Here is a 17,662-nt window from a genome sequence, read left to right on the forward strand (position 1 = left end):
CCGCCATGCTGAAAGCAACTCCTGAAATACGTTATTATGCTTTTGTAGCAGCTTTGGGAGTGATGCTCATCGCTATACCTACTTCTAATTATCTGATGAGCATAGCCCAGTTTCTGATGGCAGCCATCTGGCTTTGGGACGGGTTTTGTACAGGAATTATCAATAAATTCAGAAAATTTTTTGCGAATAAAACAGCCGTTGTTCTTACGTCTTTATTTGTATTGCATGTTATCGGCATGTTGTTTACCAGCGATTTTTCCTATGGTTGGAAAGATTTACGCACCAAATTGCCATTGTTAATACTCCCGATAATGCTCAGTGCAACACCTCCTTTAAAAAAAAGAGAGATAAACTATCTGCTTTTGCTTTTTTCTGCAACAGTAATTTTCGGAACACTCGTAAGTATGCGGATTCTTTTTCAATCCACAGTAAGCGATTTCAGAGAACTTTCTCCTTTTATTTCACATATAAGATTTAGCCTTAATATTTGCATTTCAATATATATATTACTATATTTTGTTTACAGAAACACTTTCTGCAAAAGGAGATTCCAAATACTTTTCATTTTGGCAGCTTGCTGGTTAATTTTGTATCTGTTTATTCTTAAATCCTTATCAGGACTAATGGTTTTCTTTGCTTTTTTGCTTATAGTTATTGCATGGTTTATTTATTTTAAAAAAAGTATTTATCTGAAATTATGTTTTACATTTTTAATTATCGCTATTCCATTTTTATTAATATATTATATTTATTCGATTCTTGATAAATATACAGAAATCAAACCCGTAAACTTTTCGAAGCTTGCAACCCATTCTGCCAACGGGACACCTTATCTTCACGATACTGTTAACTTCGGCATCGAAAACGGGCATTACGTTGGCTTATACATTGCTGAAAAAGAACTTCGTGAAACATGGAACCGACGAAGCACACTTGACTATGACGGAAAGGACCTGAAAAATCAGCAACTAAAATTCACACTTATTCGCTATCTGAGTTCCCGAAACCTGAATAAAGATTCTGTAGGGATAACACAGCTTACTAACGCTGAAATCCATTACATCGAAAAAGGCATTGCCAACACCAATTATCTTGAAAATTTTGGATTAAAAACCAGAGTAATACAAGCATATCAAGGACTGGAAAATTATTATACTACCGGAGATCCGAGTGCCAACTCGTTTGCCCAGCGTCTTGAATACTGGAAAGCTTCCATAGCACTTATTAAAAGCCATTTTTTTACCGGAGTGGGAACAGGCGATATGAATGAAGCTTTTATTCAACAATATGAAAAAATGCATTCTCAGCTTAACTACAAATTCAGAAGGCGATCGCACAACCAGTTTTTTTCTGTTTTCGTGGCATTCGGTGTCATTGGTTTTTCCTGGTTCTGTTTTACTTTACTTTACCCTGTTATAGTACACAAAAAATGGAACGATTATTTATATATGCTTTTCTTTTTCACCGCCATTCTTTCAATGCTGGTGGAAGATACCATTGAAACGCAGGCAGGAGTAACTTTTTTTGCATTTTTTAATGCATTTTTTCTTTTTTGTACGAAAAAAGAGTGATTTTTGTAAACAATAATATGAAGGAGAGGCAGAATGCAATTAATCAATAAAGAATTTCAATATGTAGAATACGATTCCATAGCGGAATTGTCGGCAAAGGACAATTTTCTGTTTGTTCAGGCACAACAAGCTGCATTGTTGGCTTATGCTCCTTATTCCGAATTCAAAGTCGGAGCAGCAGTATTACTTGAAAACGGGACTGTTATTACCGGTAACAATCAGGAAAACGCAGCTTTCCCTTCAGGGTTATGCGCAGAAAGAGTAGCCGTTTTTGCGGCAGCTTCTCAGTTTCCAGATATTGCTATTGATACCATTGCTATTACGGCTATATCTTCAAAATTCAAAGTAAATTACCCTGTAGCACCCTGCGGTTCGTGCCGCCAGGTATTGGCTGAATCGGAAAAAAGACAAAAGAAGTCTTTCCGCTTACTTTTAGGAGGAACGAACAGTAAAATATTTGAAATTAAAGGGATTGAAAGTATACTACCTTTTATGTTCAATTCCGAAAATTTAGGAATGTAGCAACCTATACAAGCTGCAATCTGTTCATATCTTGTTTTATAAACACAAATAGCATAAGTGTAAACGCCAATAGAGAGGATCCTCCGTAGCTATAAAATGGAAGCGGAATGCCAATTACAGGTGCCAAACCTATGGTCATCCCGATATTGACAAGAAAATGAAAAAACATAATAGAGGCTATCCCATAACCATACAGTCTGCTGAATTGCGATCGCTGGCGTTCTGCCAGAATTATCAAGCGTGAGAAAAGTCCAATAAACAAAGAAATAACGATAACACTACCCATAAATCCCCATTCTTCACCTACTGTACAAAAAATAAAATCGGTGCTTTGTTCCGGAACAAAATTATATTTTGTTTGTGTGCCTTTTAAAAAACCCTTACCTAAAAATCCACCCGAACCAATAGCAATTTTGGATTGGTTTACATTATAACCTGCTCCTTTCAAATCTATTTCCTTTCCAAGCAGCACATTGATTCTTGTCTTTTGATGATCTTCAAGAAAGTGTTCAAAAGCGTAATCCACACTAAAAACAAAGCCTACAATTAATAGTAACAAACCCGCAAGCGATAAAATATTTTTCCTGTTTTTTTTGATAAAAAAGAATAAAACCAGTGCAAAGCCAATAAAAATCCCGCTAACCACAATTTTGTCGAACATCAGAGTAACCAGAAAAAGTAAAGCAATTCCCACTCCGGTAAGCAGAAGATTTCCCGACAAACCCACACGATACAATACCAGTACAAATGAAGAAAAAACCAGAGCTGATCCGGTATCGTTTTGCAAAAAAATCAATAATGCAGGTATTCCTAACAGCAACAAGGGAATTATTTTTGTTTGATTCCGATGGGTGTTTATATCAGGAGCACTCAGAAATTTTGCCATGGCAAGGGCGGTTGCAAATTTTGCAAACTCTGCCGGTTGTAAGGCAAATCCTCCAATCTGAAACCATGATTTTGAACCTGATACAACATTACCTGCGCCCAAAACTGCAACAAGAAGCAATAAAAAAATACCGTAAATCAAATAAGCAAATTGAGAGAAAAATTTAGTATCAATGACAAGAATAAATAGTGCAATGATAAATGATGAAACAATAAATATTAATTGTTTACCATAATTTTGAGTAAAATCAAAAATACTATTATGCTGCTCATTGTATACCGCAGCATATATATTTAACCAGCCTGTTAATACAAGTACAATATAAATGATTACAAGTGTTAAATCAATATTTGCAAATATGTTTTGTTTTTGACTCAAGGTTTTGAAATCATATTAAATTCAATCATTCGTTGTTCTACGTCTTTACGTTTCACCGTTCCGGTGAGATACTTTTCAATAAGCAAACTGGCAATGGGTACAGCCCAGGTAGATCCAAAACCGGCATTTTCAACAATTACCGCCATGGCTATCTTCGGATGGTCTTTCGGGGCAAAACAAATAAATAGTGAATGGTCTTTCCCGTGCGGATTCTGAGCGGTTCCGGTCTTACCACACATAGGAATACTATCCAGCTTGTACCATGCTGCTGTACCGTGTTCTACCACCTGAAACATGGCTTCTACCATAAAATCATAATACTGTGAGTGGATTTTCGTCTGGTGTTTCTGGGTAAACCTTTCTATATAACTTTTGGGAGACCCTACCGAACGAACCAGATGAGGAGTAATATAATATCCTCTGTTTGCGATAATACAAGCCAGATTGGCAAGTTGCAGAGGTGTGGTAAGAATTTCGCCCTGCCCGATGGAAAAAGAGCGTATAGTCATGGCATTCCAGTGTCCCTTCCCGTATATTTTATCAAAATATTCTGATTCGGGGATATTTCCATCCAGCTCGTAGGGGAGGTCGGAATTGTATTTTATGCCAAAACCCAAATCAGTAACATAATCCTGCCATGCATTGTAAGCATTTTTTACTGAACCATATTCTTTTTTATTGATAATACTCCTGAAAACCTGCCAATGATAGGGATTGCATGATTGCTGAATGGCTTGCTTCAGGTCAAGGGGACTAACATGATTATGCGTACACCTGATAGGAGAAGTTCCCGGACCCTGACAAGAGTAAAAAGTAGAAGGAAACAGTACCCCTTCTTCGAGACCGATGAGGTCGTTAACGATTTTAAAAGTAGAACCCGGAGGGTATTGCCCCATCAAAGCCCTATTAAGCAAGGGTTTTACAGGGTCATTACTTAGTTTTTGATAATTTTTGCTTCTAACCCTACCCACCAACAAATTAGGATCATAAGTGGGGCTCGATAAAAAGGCAAGGATTTCACCTGTAGAAGGTTCAATGGCAACTATGCTGCCCCGTTTACCAGCCATCAGCAGTTCACCATATGCCTGAAGCCCGGCATCAAGCGAGGTGTACAAATTCTTGCCCATTATGGCTGCAGTATCGTATTTCTCATTTTGAAAACTTCCCTGCTCGCGGTTAAAAACATCCACCATTCGGATTTTCATCCCTTTAACACCTCTTAATTCTTCTTCGTAGGATTTTTCAATACCACTGATACCTATGTAATCGCCCGATTTATAATAGGGTACTTTATCCAAAACTGACTGAGTGGCTTCGCCGATATACCCCAATAAATGAGCAGCTAAAGATTGGGGATATTTACGAATAGTCCGGGGTTGAACAAAAAATCCATGAAAACGATACAATTTTTCTTCAAGATATCCAAATGCTTCCTTTGAAATTTGTTTCTCAAATGCAGATGCTTTATAAGGTGAATATTTCCGGGCTTTTTCTATCCTTTCAATAAACCCGGCTTTATCAATGCCCACCAATGTGCAAAATTCTGTCGTATCAATATTTTTTACATGGTTGGGAGTTACCATCAAATCGTAAACAGCTTCATTGAATACCAATAGTTTGCCATTCCGATCGTAAATAAGTCCGCGGGCTGGATATTGTGTGATATACCGCAAAACATTATTGTTTGCTGATAAGGTATAACTCCGGTCAATAACCTGAATATAAAACAACCGAAGAGCAAAAATAATTCCTACAATAATAAATGTTATAATAATTATATATTTCCTGTTTGAATAGTAGGAATTTTTCATGTAAAATTTCGAGGCATTATAATCAGGCAAATGTATTGAAAATCCTCATCTTTTTATTTCTATTATCCGGTGGTAAAAAAGAAAATGTTCCGTTCATTTTTTCTATTATTCATCCTGGCTTAGGGATTCTTTTTCTATAAACTATCGGAAATATGGAAAATAATAAAGGAATAAATGTGCTTTATTTTTGTTTGATTACTACAATTTCGGGAGTTTTCAGTATATTGCTTTGGTGTAACTTTCTATCAACTATGTAAAATTCAAATAATATTGTATCGTATTGCGAAAGAGCATTATTAACAAAAAGTGTGTCTTCTATTTCACCTTTTATCGCTTTATTACTTCCATTGTTATTCAATATCGGGATGCGGCTGTTAAGGGTAAATGGCAAGTCCACTTTGGTTAAAACCCCTTTTTGCTTTTCGTAGTACGTGATGTAGAAATTATAATCGTAGGGAGCCGTTGTGTCGGAATCGTATAAACCAATATCTCCATCACCATCTGTAAATGAAAATGTTAACACTCCTTGTTCGGTAATATTCTGTTTATTAATCAGAGTTTCAAAATTTATAAACTGGATTTGCGGTTCTACCGGATAGTCGTTGTCATCAAGGCACGAAAGAAATGCTAAAGGACATGTTACTAGAAAAAAAATAAGTATTTTTGGCAGGGTTTTCATCAAAATAGGTTTGAGCGGTTAAAAATACAAAATGAATTTGCACTATACAATTTTATGAGCGTAAACATTTTCAACAAGCAGGTGTTTGCAATTAACGACGAAAACACTTTCAATAGTGTGGCTATCGAAATTTTTAGGTATCAATACCATGCAAATTCACTGTATCGTCAATATGTTGATCTGTTAAAAACCGATGTTCAGCACATTACTCATTACTCAGCAATTCCTTTTTTACCCATTTCAATTTTCAAAAGCCATGCCGTTGTCTGTGGAACGACGCTTCCCCAACAATTTTTTATCAGCAGCGGAACAGGAGGAACCCAAAGCAAACATTATATTCTCGACGTCACGGTTTATATTGAAAGTTTTACACGTGGATTTCATTATTTTTATGGGAATCCTGAAAAATACTGCTTGCTTGCTCTTTTGCCCTCATACTTTGAAAGGAAAAATTCGTCGCTGGTGTTTATGGTCAATCACCTGATGCAACTTTCGCAGCATCCGCTTAACGGTTTTTACCTGAACGAACACAACCAACTTTACGAAAAACTTGTACTGCTAAACGAAAGCAACCAGCCTACCCTGCTTTTAGGAGTAACTTTTGCTTTACTCGATTTTGCAGCGAAGAAATACAAATTACATTTTCCCACACTTACATTGATGGAAACAGGAGGAATGAAAGGGCGCCGCACAGAACCTGTAAGGGAAGAAGTGCACCAAATCCTTTCCAATGCATTTGGAGTGAACGCAATACACTCAGAATATGGCATGACTGAGATTTTTTCGCAAGCATATTCTGCTCAAAACGGACAGTTTAACTGTCCTCCTTGGATGAAAGTACTTACGCGTGACCCTCACGACCCTCTTTCGCTACTTGCTGCCGGAAAAGTCGGCGGAATAAACATCATTGACCTTGCAAATTACAATACCTGTTCGTTTATTGCCTCTCAGGATCTGGGCAAAGTCAGCACCGACGGCACATTTGAAATTTCAGGACGCTTCGATGCAAGTGATATACGCGGCTGTAGCCTGCTTACTGCATGAAAATTTAACACTTCAACACTATGAAAAAGTATATTGCTCTTATGTTTTTAACCATTATGACTGATTTTGCATTCAGCCAAACCACTCCTAAACCTATTCAAGCTGGCATTCAGGTGTCGCCGGTTACAGAAGCCACTATCAATCAGGTTATCAAAATTTTATCAGCCAGTAGCGGTGAAAAAAACCTGGCTCGCATTCAAAAAGGTGTTACCCAGGCAGCATCTCTCTGGCGCGAAACCGATGGCAACGAACAGGATTTTGCTGCTTTTTGCTCAGGCAATTTTATGCCTACCGAAACCGGGCTCGATACCCTGTTTATTCGCCTACAAAATTATTTCGAACTGATGTTTGGCACTTACAATAAACTAAGTGTCAGCCTTAAGGAAACTATTCACCTGGAAAATGGCACCTTACTTCCCATTGATGAAATGTTTGGTGGTTACGAACCATCCGCCCACTTTACCGATGACTTCTTCCAGAATAAAATTGCTTTTGTAGTGGTTTTGAATTTCCCTTTTTATTCACTTGGGGAAAAAACCACGCTTGGTACAAACTGGACACGAAAACAATGGGCATATGCCCGCATGGGCGATATTTTCACTTCGCGCGTTCCTGCAAACCTGCTGTTGAAAGCTGCAGAGACCCTTACGGCTGCCGATACCTATATCTCAGCATACAATATTTACATGGGCAATCTCACCGACAGCAAAGGAAAAACATGGTTCCCAAAAGATATGAAACTCATCACCCATTGGGGCTTACGCGACGAACTGAAATCGAATTATTCCGACAAACAAAACGGGATTATCAAACAAAAAATGATTTATTCGGTAATGAAACGAATCATTGACCAGAGCATTCCCCAGCAAATAATCAACAACGATACCTACCTGTGGAATCCCGAAACCAATACTCTTTTGCAAAATAGAAAATCCGTTCCATTTTCGCCTGAACCTGATACCCGCTATGCTACTCTGCTGAATAATTTTCAGGCAATGAAAGCCATTGATCCTTACAACCCAAATTATCCCGATTTTATTTCAAGGGCTTTTGATGCAGGTTTGGAAATATCACAGGCAGATGTTGAAAAGCTCTTCACCGATTTCATTTCTTCACCTCAGGTGAAAGAAGTGGGAAAGCTCATCAGTAAAAGGCTGGGACGCAATATTGAACCTTTCGACATCTGGTATGACGGGTTTAAATCGCGCAGCAGCATTTCAGCAGGATTGCTCGACGAAAAAGTTAAAAACAAATATCCCGACAGAAATGCCTTCGAAAAAGATTTGCCCAAAATTCTTATAAAACTTGGCTTTTCTCCTGCTAAAGCCGCTTATTTAACCTCAAAAATCCAGGTTGACCCTGCACGGGGTTCCGGACATGCCTGGGGTGCACAAATGAAAAACGACAAAGCACACCTGCGGACACGTATAGGAAATAATGGCATGGATTATAAAGGCTACAACATTGCCATTCATGAATTTGGACACAATGTGGAACAAACACTTTCGTTGTACGATGTAGATTACTACATGCTTAACGGGGTCCCCAACACGGCATTTACCGAAGCGCTGGCTTTCATTTTCCAGAAAAGAGACCTCGAACTACTGGGTATAAATGATGATAATCCTCAGAAAGAACATCTGATGGTACTCGACAACTTTTGGGCATGTTATGAGATCATGGGGGTATCACTGGTTGACATGAAAGTATGGAAATGGATGTATCAGCATCCTGATGCTACTCCTGCCCAATGCAAACAAACCGTTATCTCCACTGCCAAGGAAATCTGGAACCTCTATTATGCACCCGTTTTCGGTACATACGACGAACCAATTCTTGCTATTTACTCCCACATGATTGATAATCCTTTGTATCTTTCGGCATACCCCGTTGGGCATCTTATAGATTTTCAAATAGAAAATCATATCCGGGACAAAAATTTTGCCTCCGAAACCGAAAGGATTTATACCCAAGGCAGATTGATTCCCCAATTATGGATGAAAAAAGCTGTTGGCAGTGAAATTTCTATTCAGCCCTTGCTGAAAGCTGCCACCGAAGCATTGAAAGTGGTAACAAAATAACTCCCTGATTTGATGCAGGGAGGATGATTTTCCTCCCTGCCGGGAAAATTCCCTTTTATTATAAAAAATGGATACATCCACTTTAAAAAATATACTTTTGCAATAAAAAAAATGGCAGGATTTCTTTTTGATGAAATTGTTTTCGGACCCGTTAAAAGCCGACGTTTTGGCACATCGTTGGGTATTAATTTATTACCAACAACTTATAAATTTTGTACTTTTAACTGCATCTATTGTGAGTGTGGCTGGACAACGGTAGATGTATCGAAACCCGTACAATGGTATTCACGTGATACTATTCGGAATTCGCTCGATCAGCATCTTATAGATATGAAAGAACGTGATGCGGCGCCCGACAACATCACCTTTGCAGGCAACGGGGAGCCAACCCTACACCCTGAGTTTGCCAAGATAATTACAGATTGCATAATGCTTCGGGATATCCATTTTCCCAATGCAAAAATTACGGTACTTTCCAATTCCACGACATTAGACAATGAAGAAATATTCAATGCCTTATACAAAATTGACAATAATGTGCTGAAACTGGATGCCGGAACCGAAGCTATTTTCGGACAAATGAATCGTCCGCTGATACACATCACAATCGAAAAAATTGTGGAGAACCTTTCCCGTTTCAAAGGCAGACTTATCATACAATCCATGTTTTTAAAAGGCAAGGTTAACGAAGAAATCGTTGACAACACAATCAGTAGTGAGGTAAAAATATGGCTGCAGCATTTACAGAAAATCCAGCCCTCTCTTGTCATGATTTATACCATTGACCGTCCCACACCTTCAGGTCACCTGGAAAAAATAACTCATGAAGAATTGGAAAAGATAGCCCTGCAAGTGAAAAATCTTGGTATCAACGCAGAAGTGTACTAATTTCATGCGCAGGCTATTGCATCCAAAAATCTGAAAATGGAATCTGCATCGCTTAGCGACATCAATTGCAACCGTTTGCTTTTAAAGTCAGGAATGGATTTGAAATAATTGGCGTAATGTTTCCGCATTTCGAATACTGCCCTTTTTTCACCTTTATACTCCACAGCACCTGCCAGATGTTGTTTGCATACTTCCACTTTTTCCTGTAATGAAGGAGCCGGTAACAAGTTCCGGGTAGATAGAAACGCTTTTATATCCCTGAAAATCCATGGATTTCCAATTGCTGCCCTGCCAATCATAATTCCGTCAACTCCATGACGTTCCATCATCTCGAGGGCTTTTTGCGGGTGGGTAATATCTCCGTTGCCTATCACCGGGATTTTCATACGCGGGTTCTTTTTCACTTCCCCTATCAACGTCCAATCGGCTTCGCCCCTGTACATCTGGGACTTGGTTCGACCATGAATGGTAATAGACCTGATACCACAATCCTGTAACTGCTCAGCTATTTCCACTATATTTTTATTTTTATCGTCCCAACCCAGCCGGGTTTTTACGCTTACCGGAATTGAAACGGAATCTACAACGGTACGGGTAATTTTTACCATTTCGGGTAGGTTGTTCAATAATCCGGCACCTCCCCCTTTCGAGACTACTTTTTTGACCGGGCATCCGAAGTTAATGTCAATCAAATCGGGTTGCGCTTCCGCAGCCATTTCAGCAGCCCGTTGCATGGAGGAGGCATCATGCCCGAAAATCTGTATACCTACCGGTCGTTCTTCTTCCGAAAACAATAATTTGCGTGTACTTTTCACGGCATCGCGTATCAAACCCTCCGATGAAATAAACTCAGAAAAAACCATATTGGCTCCCATCTTCCGGCAAATCAGGCGAAATGCAGGATCAGTAATGTCTTCCATGGGTGCAAGCATCACGGGTTTTTCCGAAAAAATAAGGTTTCCGATGGCAATCATGCCTGCAAAAATAAGGTTTTTGCACCACAGAAGGTTTTTTAAAAACCACCATTCAATAATTGTTTGGCATTATCACACTTTAAATGCGTAATGTGTATTTTTACCCATTCAATCTACGTATTATGTTCAAGCATTTCTTTCCTCCATTCCAACGGCTTTCTCACGTAAGAAGAATTGTTCTATTTCTTTTTGTAATGCTTGCTTCTACCTTTTTTGTTTTTTTAACCGGTTTGCTTATCGGGGTTTCTTTTTTTGGAAAAGAGATTTTGCATCAGCTTCCTGCGATGAGTAATCCTGCAAATCCGGAAAACATTCCCCTACTGAAATATCTGCAAATAGTAAGCCAGGTAGGCATGTTTGTATTGCCGCCCCTGTTGTTTGCCTTTTTAGTAAGTTTTTCGCCCGGGAAATATCTGGGCTTTATTCGCAAACCTCAGCTTTTTACCCTGGTTATAACGGTGTTACTTGTTCTGTTTTCTATGCCTCTTATTAATATTTTTATCCTGCTTAACGAATCGCTACAGTTACCGGCTTTTTTGAAAGAAGTGGAAAATTGGATAATACATTCAGAAAAAGAGGCAAACCAGCTCACGGAAGCATTTCTTAACACCTCAACACCAGGAGGACTGATGGTGAATATTCTCATGATGGCACTGCTGCCTGCAATCGGCGAAGAATTGGTGTTCAGGGGAGCAATTTTACGCCTGCTATTCGACTGGACAAAAAACAAACATTGGGCAGTATGCATCTCAGCGATAGTATTTAGCGCCTTTCACTTGCAGTTTTTTGGTTTTTTGCCCCGGATGTTGCTGGGGATGTTGTTCGGATATTTGGTATTGTGGTCTGGTTCGTTATGGGTAGCAGTTTTTGCCCATTTTATAAACAACATTTATGCTGTAATTACAACGTATATAACTAATAATGCCGAATCTCCACTGAATGGTAGCGAAACGATACAGGATAGCATGCTGACATTAATCAGCAGTGGGATTGTCGTAATCGCATTATTATTTATTGTCTTCATAACAGAAAAACGCAGAGATATGGCTTATAATTTTAGTTTACCTGAACGTTAATTTTTTTACTTTTGCAAAAAAATAAACCAATACCGGAATGTAGAAAATAACGTAAATATTAATTTTTCAGGGAAGGAAATATGATTGAAACAATAAAAATCGGGACTCTGAAGTGGCATCATTCGCTCAGTCCTACCGACGCAGACCTTCAGTATTTATTAGATAACTTTCATTTCCATCCTCTGGATATAGAAGACTGTAAAAGTTTCAACCAAAGACCTAAAATTGATATTTACGATGATTACTACTTTATCATTCTACATTTTCCATATTTCGACAGAGAAAATAAGTTTCTGAAAATAAAAGAAGTAAAAATTTTCTGGGGCAAGGATTATATTATCACCATAGGGCAATCGCACTGGGTGGTAAAAATTATGTTTAACCAGGCAAAAGAACGACCTGAAGAAAGCGGAATTTTGGATGTAGGCACCAGTGATGCCCTGCTTTACAAAATTCTCGAGCGTCTGATGACCGAAACCCTGTCGCTTATCAACAAAATAGGGAATGAGGTAGATTTTATTAACCGCGATCTTTTTGTAAAGCGCGCTGAACGCATTATTGAGCGGATATCCGTTACGCGGAAAAATATTATTTTGCTGAATACCATTTTCAAACCCCAGTTGCGACTTTTCCATAAATTTGAATCGGGCGAAATTGAAGGTTATGCCGAAAACATGGAAGAATACTGGGGTAATATTCTCGATTATTACCAGAAAATGTGGGACTTAACCGAAGATTACCAGGAAATGATTGAAGGTCTTGCCAAAACTTTTGACTCTTTACAGACCAATAAAATAAACGAAATAATGAAGGTGCTCACCTTCTTTTCCTCCATTATGCTTCCGCTTACTTTCATCACGGGTTTGTACGGAATGAATATTGGGCTACCATTTCAGAGCCATCCCAATTCGTTTTGGATAGTAGTGAGTTTCATGGTATTCGTTATTTTTGCCCTGATTTATTTTTTCAAGCGGATGCGCTGGATGTAAAATTACGCTTATTGTTCTAAAATTTGTGTTTGTATTCTGATGGATTCCCTATGTATTTCATCGAGCAGGCGCATTAAGAATTCTAAATCAAGACTGGACTCCCCGCCTCTTGCTTGCCAATCATTTATAATATTTCGCCAACGTTGTATTTGTAAAATGGTAATATTGTTTTCTTTTTTGTACTGTCCGATTTCTTTTACCACTTCCATACGACGACCCACTATATCTATCAGGGCAGAATCTAGTTTGTCAATTTCATTTCGCAATAAATCCAACCTGGTTTCAAATTCCGTATTGCCTGAAGGCTTTCTTATAATCAAATTATCAAGCAATTCTTTGAGTTGAACGGGTGAAATTTGCTGACGTGCATCTGTAAGGGCTTTTTCCGGATGCACATGTGTTTCTATCATCAAACCATCCATTTCCAAATCGAGGGCTTTTTGTGAAATACCAGCTATAAGCTCTCTTTTTCCGGTAATATGGCTGGGATCGCAAAGGATAGGCAGTCCGGGAACCCGACGTTTAAGTTCAATAGGAATTTCCCACATGGGTGCATTACGGCAGGGAGTTTTCACAAAAGAGGAAAAGCCTCTGTGTACAGCAATTATAATATCTATCCCTGCTTTTTTCACCCGTTCAATAGCTCCCATCCATGCTTCAATATCAGGGCTTACCGGATTTTTTATCATTACAACAGTATGAACACCTTTCAGGGCTACCGCTATTTCCTGTATAGAAAAAGGATTTACTACCGTACGTGCTCCTATCCAAAGTACATCCACCGAATGCAGCAGGGCTTGTTCTACATGTGCAGAATTAGCCACTTCTACTGCCGTAAGCATCCCCGTTTCGGCTTTTACCCTTTGCAACCATTGCAAGCCTTTATTTCCTACTCCTTCGAAACTGTTGGGCCGTGTACGGGGTTTCCATATTCCTGCCCTGAAAACCTTAGTGTTTGTCAACCGACTGATTTCCTTTGCGGTAGCCAATAATTGTTCTTCACTTTCGGCACTGCACGGTCCGGCAACGACCAATGGCTTCGGACTATTTAACCAATTGTGTATAGGCGAAATATCAGGCATCATGCCGCAAAAGTACAAAAAAAGCCCCATAAAAATGCCTTTCGTTTCTTCGCAGTTTCACTTGATAATGAAGTGAAATTTTCGTTTTTTTGCATTGCAATTTAAAAACAAAAAATGAAAGCTTTTGAAAAAATAAAAATTAAGGATCTCCTTGGAAAAGAATCACCCGTTGCAATTGGGGAAGAAGTTACGATAAATGGTTGGGTACGAACAAAAAGAGGGAACAAAAATATTGCATTTATCGCAGTAAATGACGGTTCTATAGTACATAGCATTCAGGTAGTTGTAAACATTGCCGATTTTGACGAAGAGTTGCTCAAACAGATTACCACCGGTTCATGTGTTTCGGTAAGCGGGAAATTAGTGGAATCCGCCGGACAAGGGCAAAATATTGAAATTCTGGTAAATAAAATAATTATTCACGGAACCGCTGACGCAGCAGAATATCCTTTACAGAAAAAGGGACATACCCTGGAATTTTTACGTGAAATTGCCCATTTGCGTCCTCGTACCAATACGTTTGGTGCAGTCTTACGTATCCGCCATGCCATGGCTTTTGCCATTCACAAATATTTTAACGACAGAGGTTTCTATTATATTCATACACCTATCATTACCGGTTCTGACGCCGAAGGTGCCGGAGCCATGTTCAGGGTAACAGTTTTAGACGAAAAAAATCCTCCTTTGAATGAAACCGGAAAAGTTGATTTTTCGAAAGATTTTTTTGGAAAAATGACAAAACTTACCGTTTCCGGCCAGCTTGAAGCCGAACTGGGAGCTCTTGCTCTTTCGTTGGTTTACACTTTTGGTCCTACTTTCCGTGCCGAAAATTCAAACACTCCACGCCATCTTGCTGAATTTTGGATGATAGAACCCGAAATGGCTTTTTATGACATTAACGATAACATGGACCTAGCTGAAGATTTTCTTAAATCTTTAGTCAATTATGCTCTTGAAAATTGCAGGGAAGACCTGAATTTTCTTAATAAAATGTATGATAACGAGCTTATTGAAAGATTACAATTCGTCGTAAACAACAACTTCAAAAGGCTTAGTTATACCGAAGCCATACAAATTTTGTTACAGTCAGGTCAATCGTTCGAGTTTCCGGTCGAATGGGGTTGCGATTTGCAAGCTGAACACGAACGCTACCTCGTGGAAAAACATTTTTCATGCCCGGTAATTCTGACTGATTACCCTAAAGAAATCAAGGCTTTTTACATGAAACAAAACGACGACGGAAAAACCGTGAGGGCTATGGACGTACTATTTCCGAAAATTGGCGAAATTATCGGAGGTTCGCAACGCGAAGAAGTATATAGTAAATTGATCAACAGAATCAACGAATTGGGAATACCCGAAAAAGACGTTTGGTGGTACCTCGAAACCCGGAAATTCGGAACAGCACCACATAGCGGTTTTGGCCTTGGATTTGAACGTCTTATATTGTTTATAACCGGACTCTCTAACATACGCGACGTAATTCCTTTTCCACGTACTCCACAAAATGCCGAATTTTAATCTCGATCTGGATATTTTTATTAACTTTACTCAATCATTAGTACCATAGTTTTTATCAGACAGTAAGGGGCATCATGCAAAAGATTAAACTAGAACAAAGGTTGCTTCAGAAACTTTCTCCTCAGCAAATTTTGCTGATGAAACTGCTGCAAATACCCTCTATTGCTCTCGAACAAAGAATTAAACAGGAAATAGAAGAAAATCCTGCATTGGAAGATATTGCCGGCGAGGAAAATCTGAAAGAAAACGAACAGGAAAACGAGGAAAATCAGGAAGAATATGATGCAGATAATGAGGAATTTGACATAACTGATTATGTTGACGATGACGAAACACCTTCTTACCGGCTCAACAGTTACAACACTTCGCCCGATGATGAATTCAGGGAAACTCCCTTCGTTTCGGGGCTGAGTTTTCATGAATACCTGCAGCAACAATTAGGACTTCGGCAACTTACCGAAAAAGAGAATACCATTGCGCAAACCATTATCGGTAACCTCGACGAAGCCGGTTATCTGCAACGCGAAGTAGCTGCTATGGTTGACGATTTGGCTTTCTCACAAAATATTTCCACTACTAAAAATGAAATTCTGGATGCATTGAAATACATTCAGCAACTCGATCCTCCCGGTGTTGGCGCCCGTAATCTTCAGGAATGTATTATATTACAACTACAGCGGATGAATGCAACCCCTCCGGTGCAACTGGCAATACGGATTATTGACCGCTATTTCGACGATTTTACAAAAAAACATTACGATAAGATTATTAAAAAAACCAATATTGACGAAGCCCGGCTCAAGCAAGCTGTCAACGAAATATTACGATGTAATCCCAAGCCTGGAAGCTATTTTTCCGACACCTCAAAATCAAATCAATATATCACTCCCGATTTTATCCTGACAAATAAAGACGGCGATCTTGAACTTAGTTTGAATGCCAAAAACACCCCTGAACTCAGAATTAGCAAAACATATCTTGATATGCTCGAAGCATATTCCGAAAATAAAAACAACGTATCTCATAAAGAAGCTGTAAGCTTTATCAAACAAAAACTTGATTCGGCAAAATGGTTTATTGATGCAATAAAACAACGGCAGAATACCTTATACATTACCATGAATGCCATTCTGCAATACCAGAAAGAATATTTTCTGGAGGGAGATGAAACAAAGCTTAAGCCAATGATTCTTAAGGATATTGCAGAACTTGTTCACCTTGACATTTCTACCATTTCGCGGGTGGCAAACAGCAAATACGTACAAACACCTTTTGGAATTTTTTTGCTGAAAAGTTTTTTTTCCGAATCAATGCAGACAGATTCGGGAGAAGAAGTATCCACACGGGAAATTAAAAAAATTCTATCCAACTGCATAGAAGCAGAAAATAAAAGCAAACCCCTGACCGACGAACAATTAACCGATATTCTTATTGAAAAGGGATATAACATTGCCAGGCGTACAGTAGCTAAATACCGTGAACAACTTAACATATCCATTGCACGCCTGCGTAAGGAACTTTAGCTTCGCAAAATAAATCGTTTTTTATGAACCAACGCTTTGAGAAAATTATTTCTGGAGTCTTCCACCCTGTGCTGATACCTTCGTATATGTTGCTGGTAATGATGAACCAGTCGTATTATTACGTTTATATCTTAACCCTAAAAGGGAAGTTTATTTTATTTGGTATCTCTTTTCTTTTTACTGCATTTTTTCCTCTCGCGATGATTTTTATTCTCCTGAAAAAAAAGTGGATAGCATCTCTCACTATGCACTCCCGTGAAGAACGGATTTATCCGCTATTTATCACTTCAATATTGTATTTTTCAACGTATTACCTGTTCAGGCAATCGTCGGTTTTTCCTGTTTTTGAAGTATTTCTGTTAGGTTCGATTATGCTGATAACCATTGCGTTACTGACGAATTTTTTCTGGAAAATCAGCATCCATTGTCTGGCTCTCGGAGGAGTAGTGGGGACTTTTATTGGTCTTTCGGCAAGGTATAACATTGCCAATATGTATCAGATAATAATAACTATTTTGCTTTCCGGAATAGTTGCATACTCCCGTCTTGCACTCAGGGAACATAGCTCCTTACAGGTATATACAGGGTTTACTACCGGAGCCGTAGTTATGTTTTTATTATTTTTTATGTTGTAATA

Annotated in this window: 15 protein-coding genes; 10 read left to right on the forward strand and 5 right to left on the reverse strand. The window is 38.7% G+C overall.

Annotated elements, in window-relative coordinates; translation table 11 throughout:
• Positions 1-5: 5 nt before the first annotated feature.
• Together M0R21_05080 and M0R21_05085 are read left to right on the forward strand one after the other, a co-directional pair.
• Positions 6-1,571, forward strand: coding sequence for an O-antigen ligase family protein (locus tag M0R21_05080; protein ID MCK9617190.1), 1,566 nt, complete (start codon positions 6-8; stop codon positions 1,569-1,571).
• A 33-nt stretch (positions 1,572-1,604) separates the two neighbouring features.
• Complete coding sequence (locus M0R21_05085) at positions 1,605-2,093, forward strand: cytidine deaminase (GenBank protein MCK9617191.1); 489 nt, start codon at positions 1,605-1,607, stop codon at positions 2,091-2,093.
• A gap of 4 nt (positions 2,094-2,097) precedes the next feature.
• Here M0R21_05085 and rodA read toward each other — a convergent pair whose 3' ends face one another.
• The 3 genes from rodA to M0R21_05100 all read right to left on the reverse strand — a co-directional run bounded on the left by rodA (position 2,098) and on the right by M0R21_05100 (position 5,847).
• On the reverse strand, positions 2,098-3,357 hold the full coding sequence (gene rodA / locus M0R21_05090) for a rod shape-determining protein RodA (protein ID MCK9617192.1): 1,260 nt from the start codon (positions 3,355-3,357) through the stop codon (positions 2,098-2,100).
• Positions 3,354-5,168: a penicillin-binding protein 2 gene (gene mrdA, locus M0R21_05095; GenBank protein ID MCK9617193.1), complete on the reverse strand. Its 1,815-nt coding sequence runs from the start codon at positions 5,166-5,168 to the stop codon at positions 3,354-3,356. The genes rodA and mrdA overlap by 4 nt, the downstream gene beginning before the upstream one ends.
• Positions 5,169-5,349: 181 nt before the next feature.
• Complete coding sequence (locus tag M0R21_05100) at positions 5,350-5,847, reverse strand: hypothetical protein (GenBank protein MCK9617194.1); 498 nt, start codon at positions 5,845-5,847, stop codon at positions 5,350-5,352.
• Positions 5,848-5,901: 54 nt separating this feature from the next.
• Here M0R21_05100 and M0R21_05105 point away from each other — a divergent pair, with 54 nt between their 5' ends.
• From M0R21_05105 to M0R21_05115, 3 genes are all read left to right on the forward strand, one after another.
• On the forward strand, positions 5,902-6,891 hold the full coding sequence (locus M0R21_05105; protein ID MCK9617195.1) for an acyltransferase: 990 nt from the start codon (positions 5,902-5,904) through the stop codon (positions 6,889-6,891).
• Between the two features lie 20 nt (positions 6,892-6,911).
• Positions 6,912-8,972, forward strand: a complete 2,061-nt coding sequence (locus M0R21_05110; GenBank protein ID MCK9617196.1) for a hypothetical protein — start codon at positions 6,912-6,914, stop codon at positions 8,970-8,972.
• A 111-nt stretch (positions 8,973-9,083) separates the two neighbouring features.
• Positions 9,084-9,860, forward strand: a complete 777-nt coding sequence (locus M0R21_05115) for a radical SAM protein (GenBank protein MCK9617197.1) — start codon at positions 9,084-9,086, stop codon at positions 9,858-9,860.
• Positions 9,861-9,862: 2 nt separating this feature from the next.
• Here M0R21_05115 and dusB read toward each other — a convergent pair whose 3' ends face one another.
• Positions 9,863-10,834: a tRNA dihydrouridine synthase DusB gene (dusB, locus tag M0R21_05120; protein MCK9617198.1), complete on the reverse strand. Its 972-nt coding sequence runs from the start codon at positions 10,832-10,834 to the stop codon at positions 9,863-9,865.
• Between the two features lie 122 nt (positions 10,835-10,956).
• Between dusB and M0R21_05125 the strand changes: the two genes are divergently transcribed.
• The gene (locus M0R21_05125; GenBank protein ID MCK9617199.1) at positions 10,957-11,910 is read left to right on the forward strand and encodes a CPBP family intramembrane metalloprotease; all 954 of its coding nucleotides are present in this window, start codon (positions 10,957-10,959) and stop codon (positions 11,908-11,910) included.
• 80 nt (positions 11,911-11,990) lie between these two features.
• Positions 11,991-12,899, forward strand: a complete 909-nt coding sequence (locus M0R21_05130) for a magnesium transporter CorA family protein (GenBank protein MCK9617200.1) — start codon at positions 11,991-11,993, stop codon at positions 12,897-12,899.
• 8 nt (positions 12,900-12,907) lie between these two features.
• Here the strand turns inward: M0R21_05130 and M0R21_05135 are convergent, their stop codons facing one another.
• Positions 12,908-13,984, reverse strand: a complete 1,077-nt coding sequence (locus M0R21_05135; GenBank protein ID MCK9617201.1) for a bifunctional 3-deoxy-7-phosphoheptulonate synthase/chorismate mutase type II — start codon at positions 13,982-13,984, stop codon at positions 12,908-12,910.
• A gap of 111 nt (positions 13,985-14,095) precedes the next feature.
• Here M0R21_05135 and asnS point away from each other — a divergent pair, with 111 nt between their 5' ends.
• The 3 genes from asnS to M0R21_05150 all read left to right on the forward strand — a co-directional run bounded on the left by asnS (position 14,096) and on the right by M0R21_05150 (position 17,660).
• Entirely contained in the window at positions 14,096-15,502 is a 1,407-nt protein-coding gene (gene asnS / locus M0R21_05140; protein MCK9617202.1) for an asparagine--tRNA ligase, read from the forward strand.
• Positions 15,503-15,576: 74 nt separating this feature from the next.
• Entirely contained in the window at positions 15,577-17,025 is a 1,449-nt protein-coding gene (gene rpoN / locus M0R21_05145) for an RNA polymerase factor sigma-54 (protein ID MCK9617203.1), read from the forward strand.
• A 23-nt stretch (positions 17,026-17,048) separates the two neighbouring features.
• A complete protein-coding gene (locus M0R21_05150; protein MCK9617204.1) occupies positions 17,049-17,660 on the forward strand; it encodes a hypothetical protein in 612 nt (203 codons plus the stop codon).
• The last annotated feature ends 2 nt before the right edge of the window (positions 17,661-17,662 follow it).

It is taken from the genome of Lentimicrobiaceae bacterium (genome assembly GCA_023227965.1).
GTDB lineage: Bacteria > Bacteroidota > Bacteroidia > Bacteroidales > JALOCA01 > JALOCA01.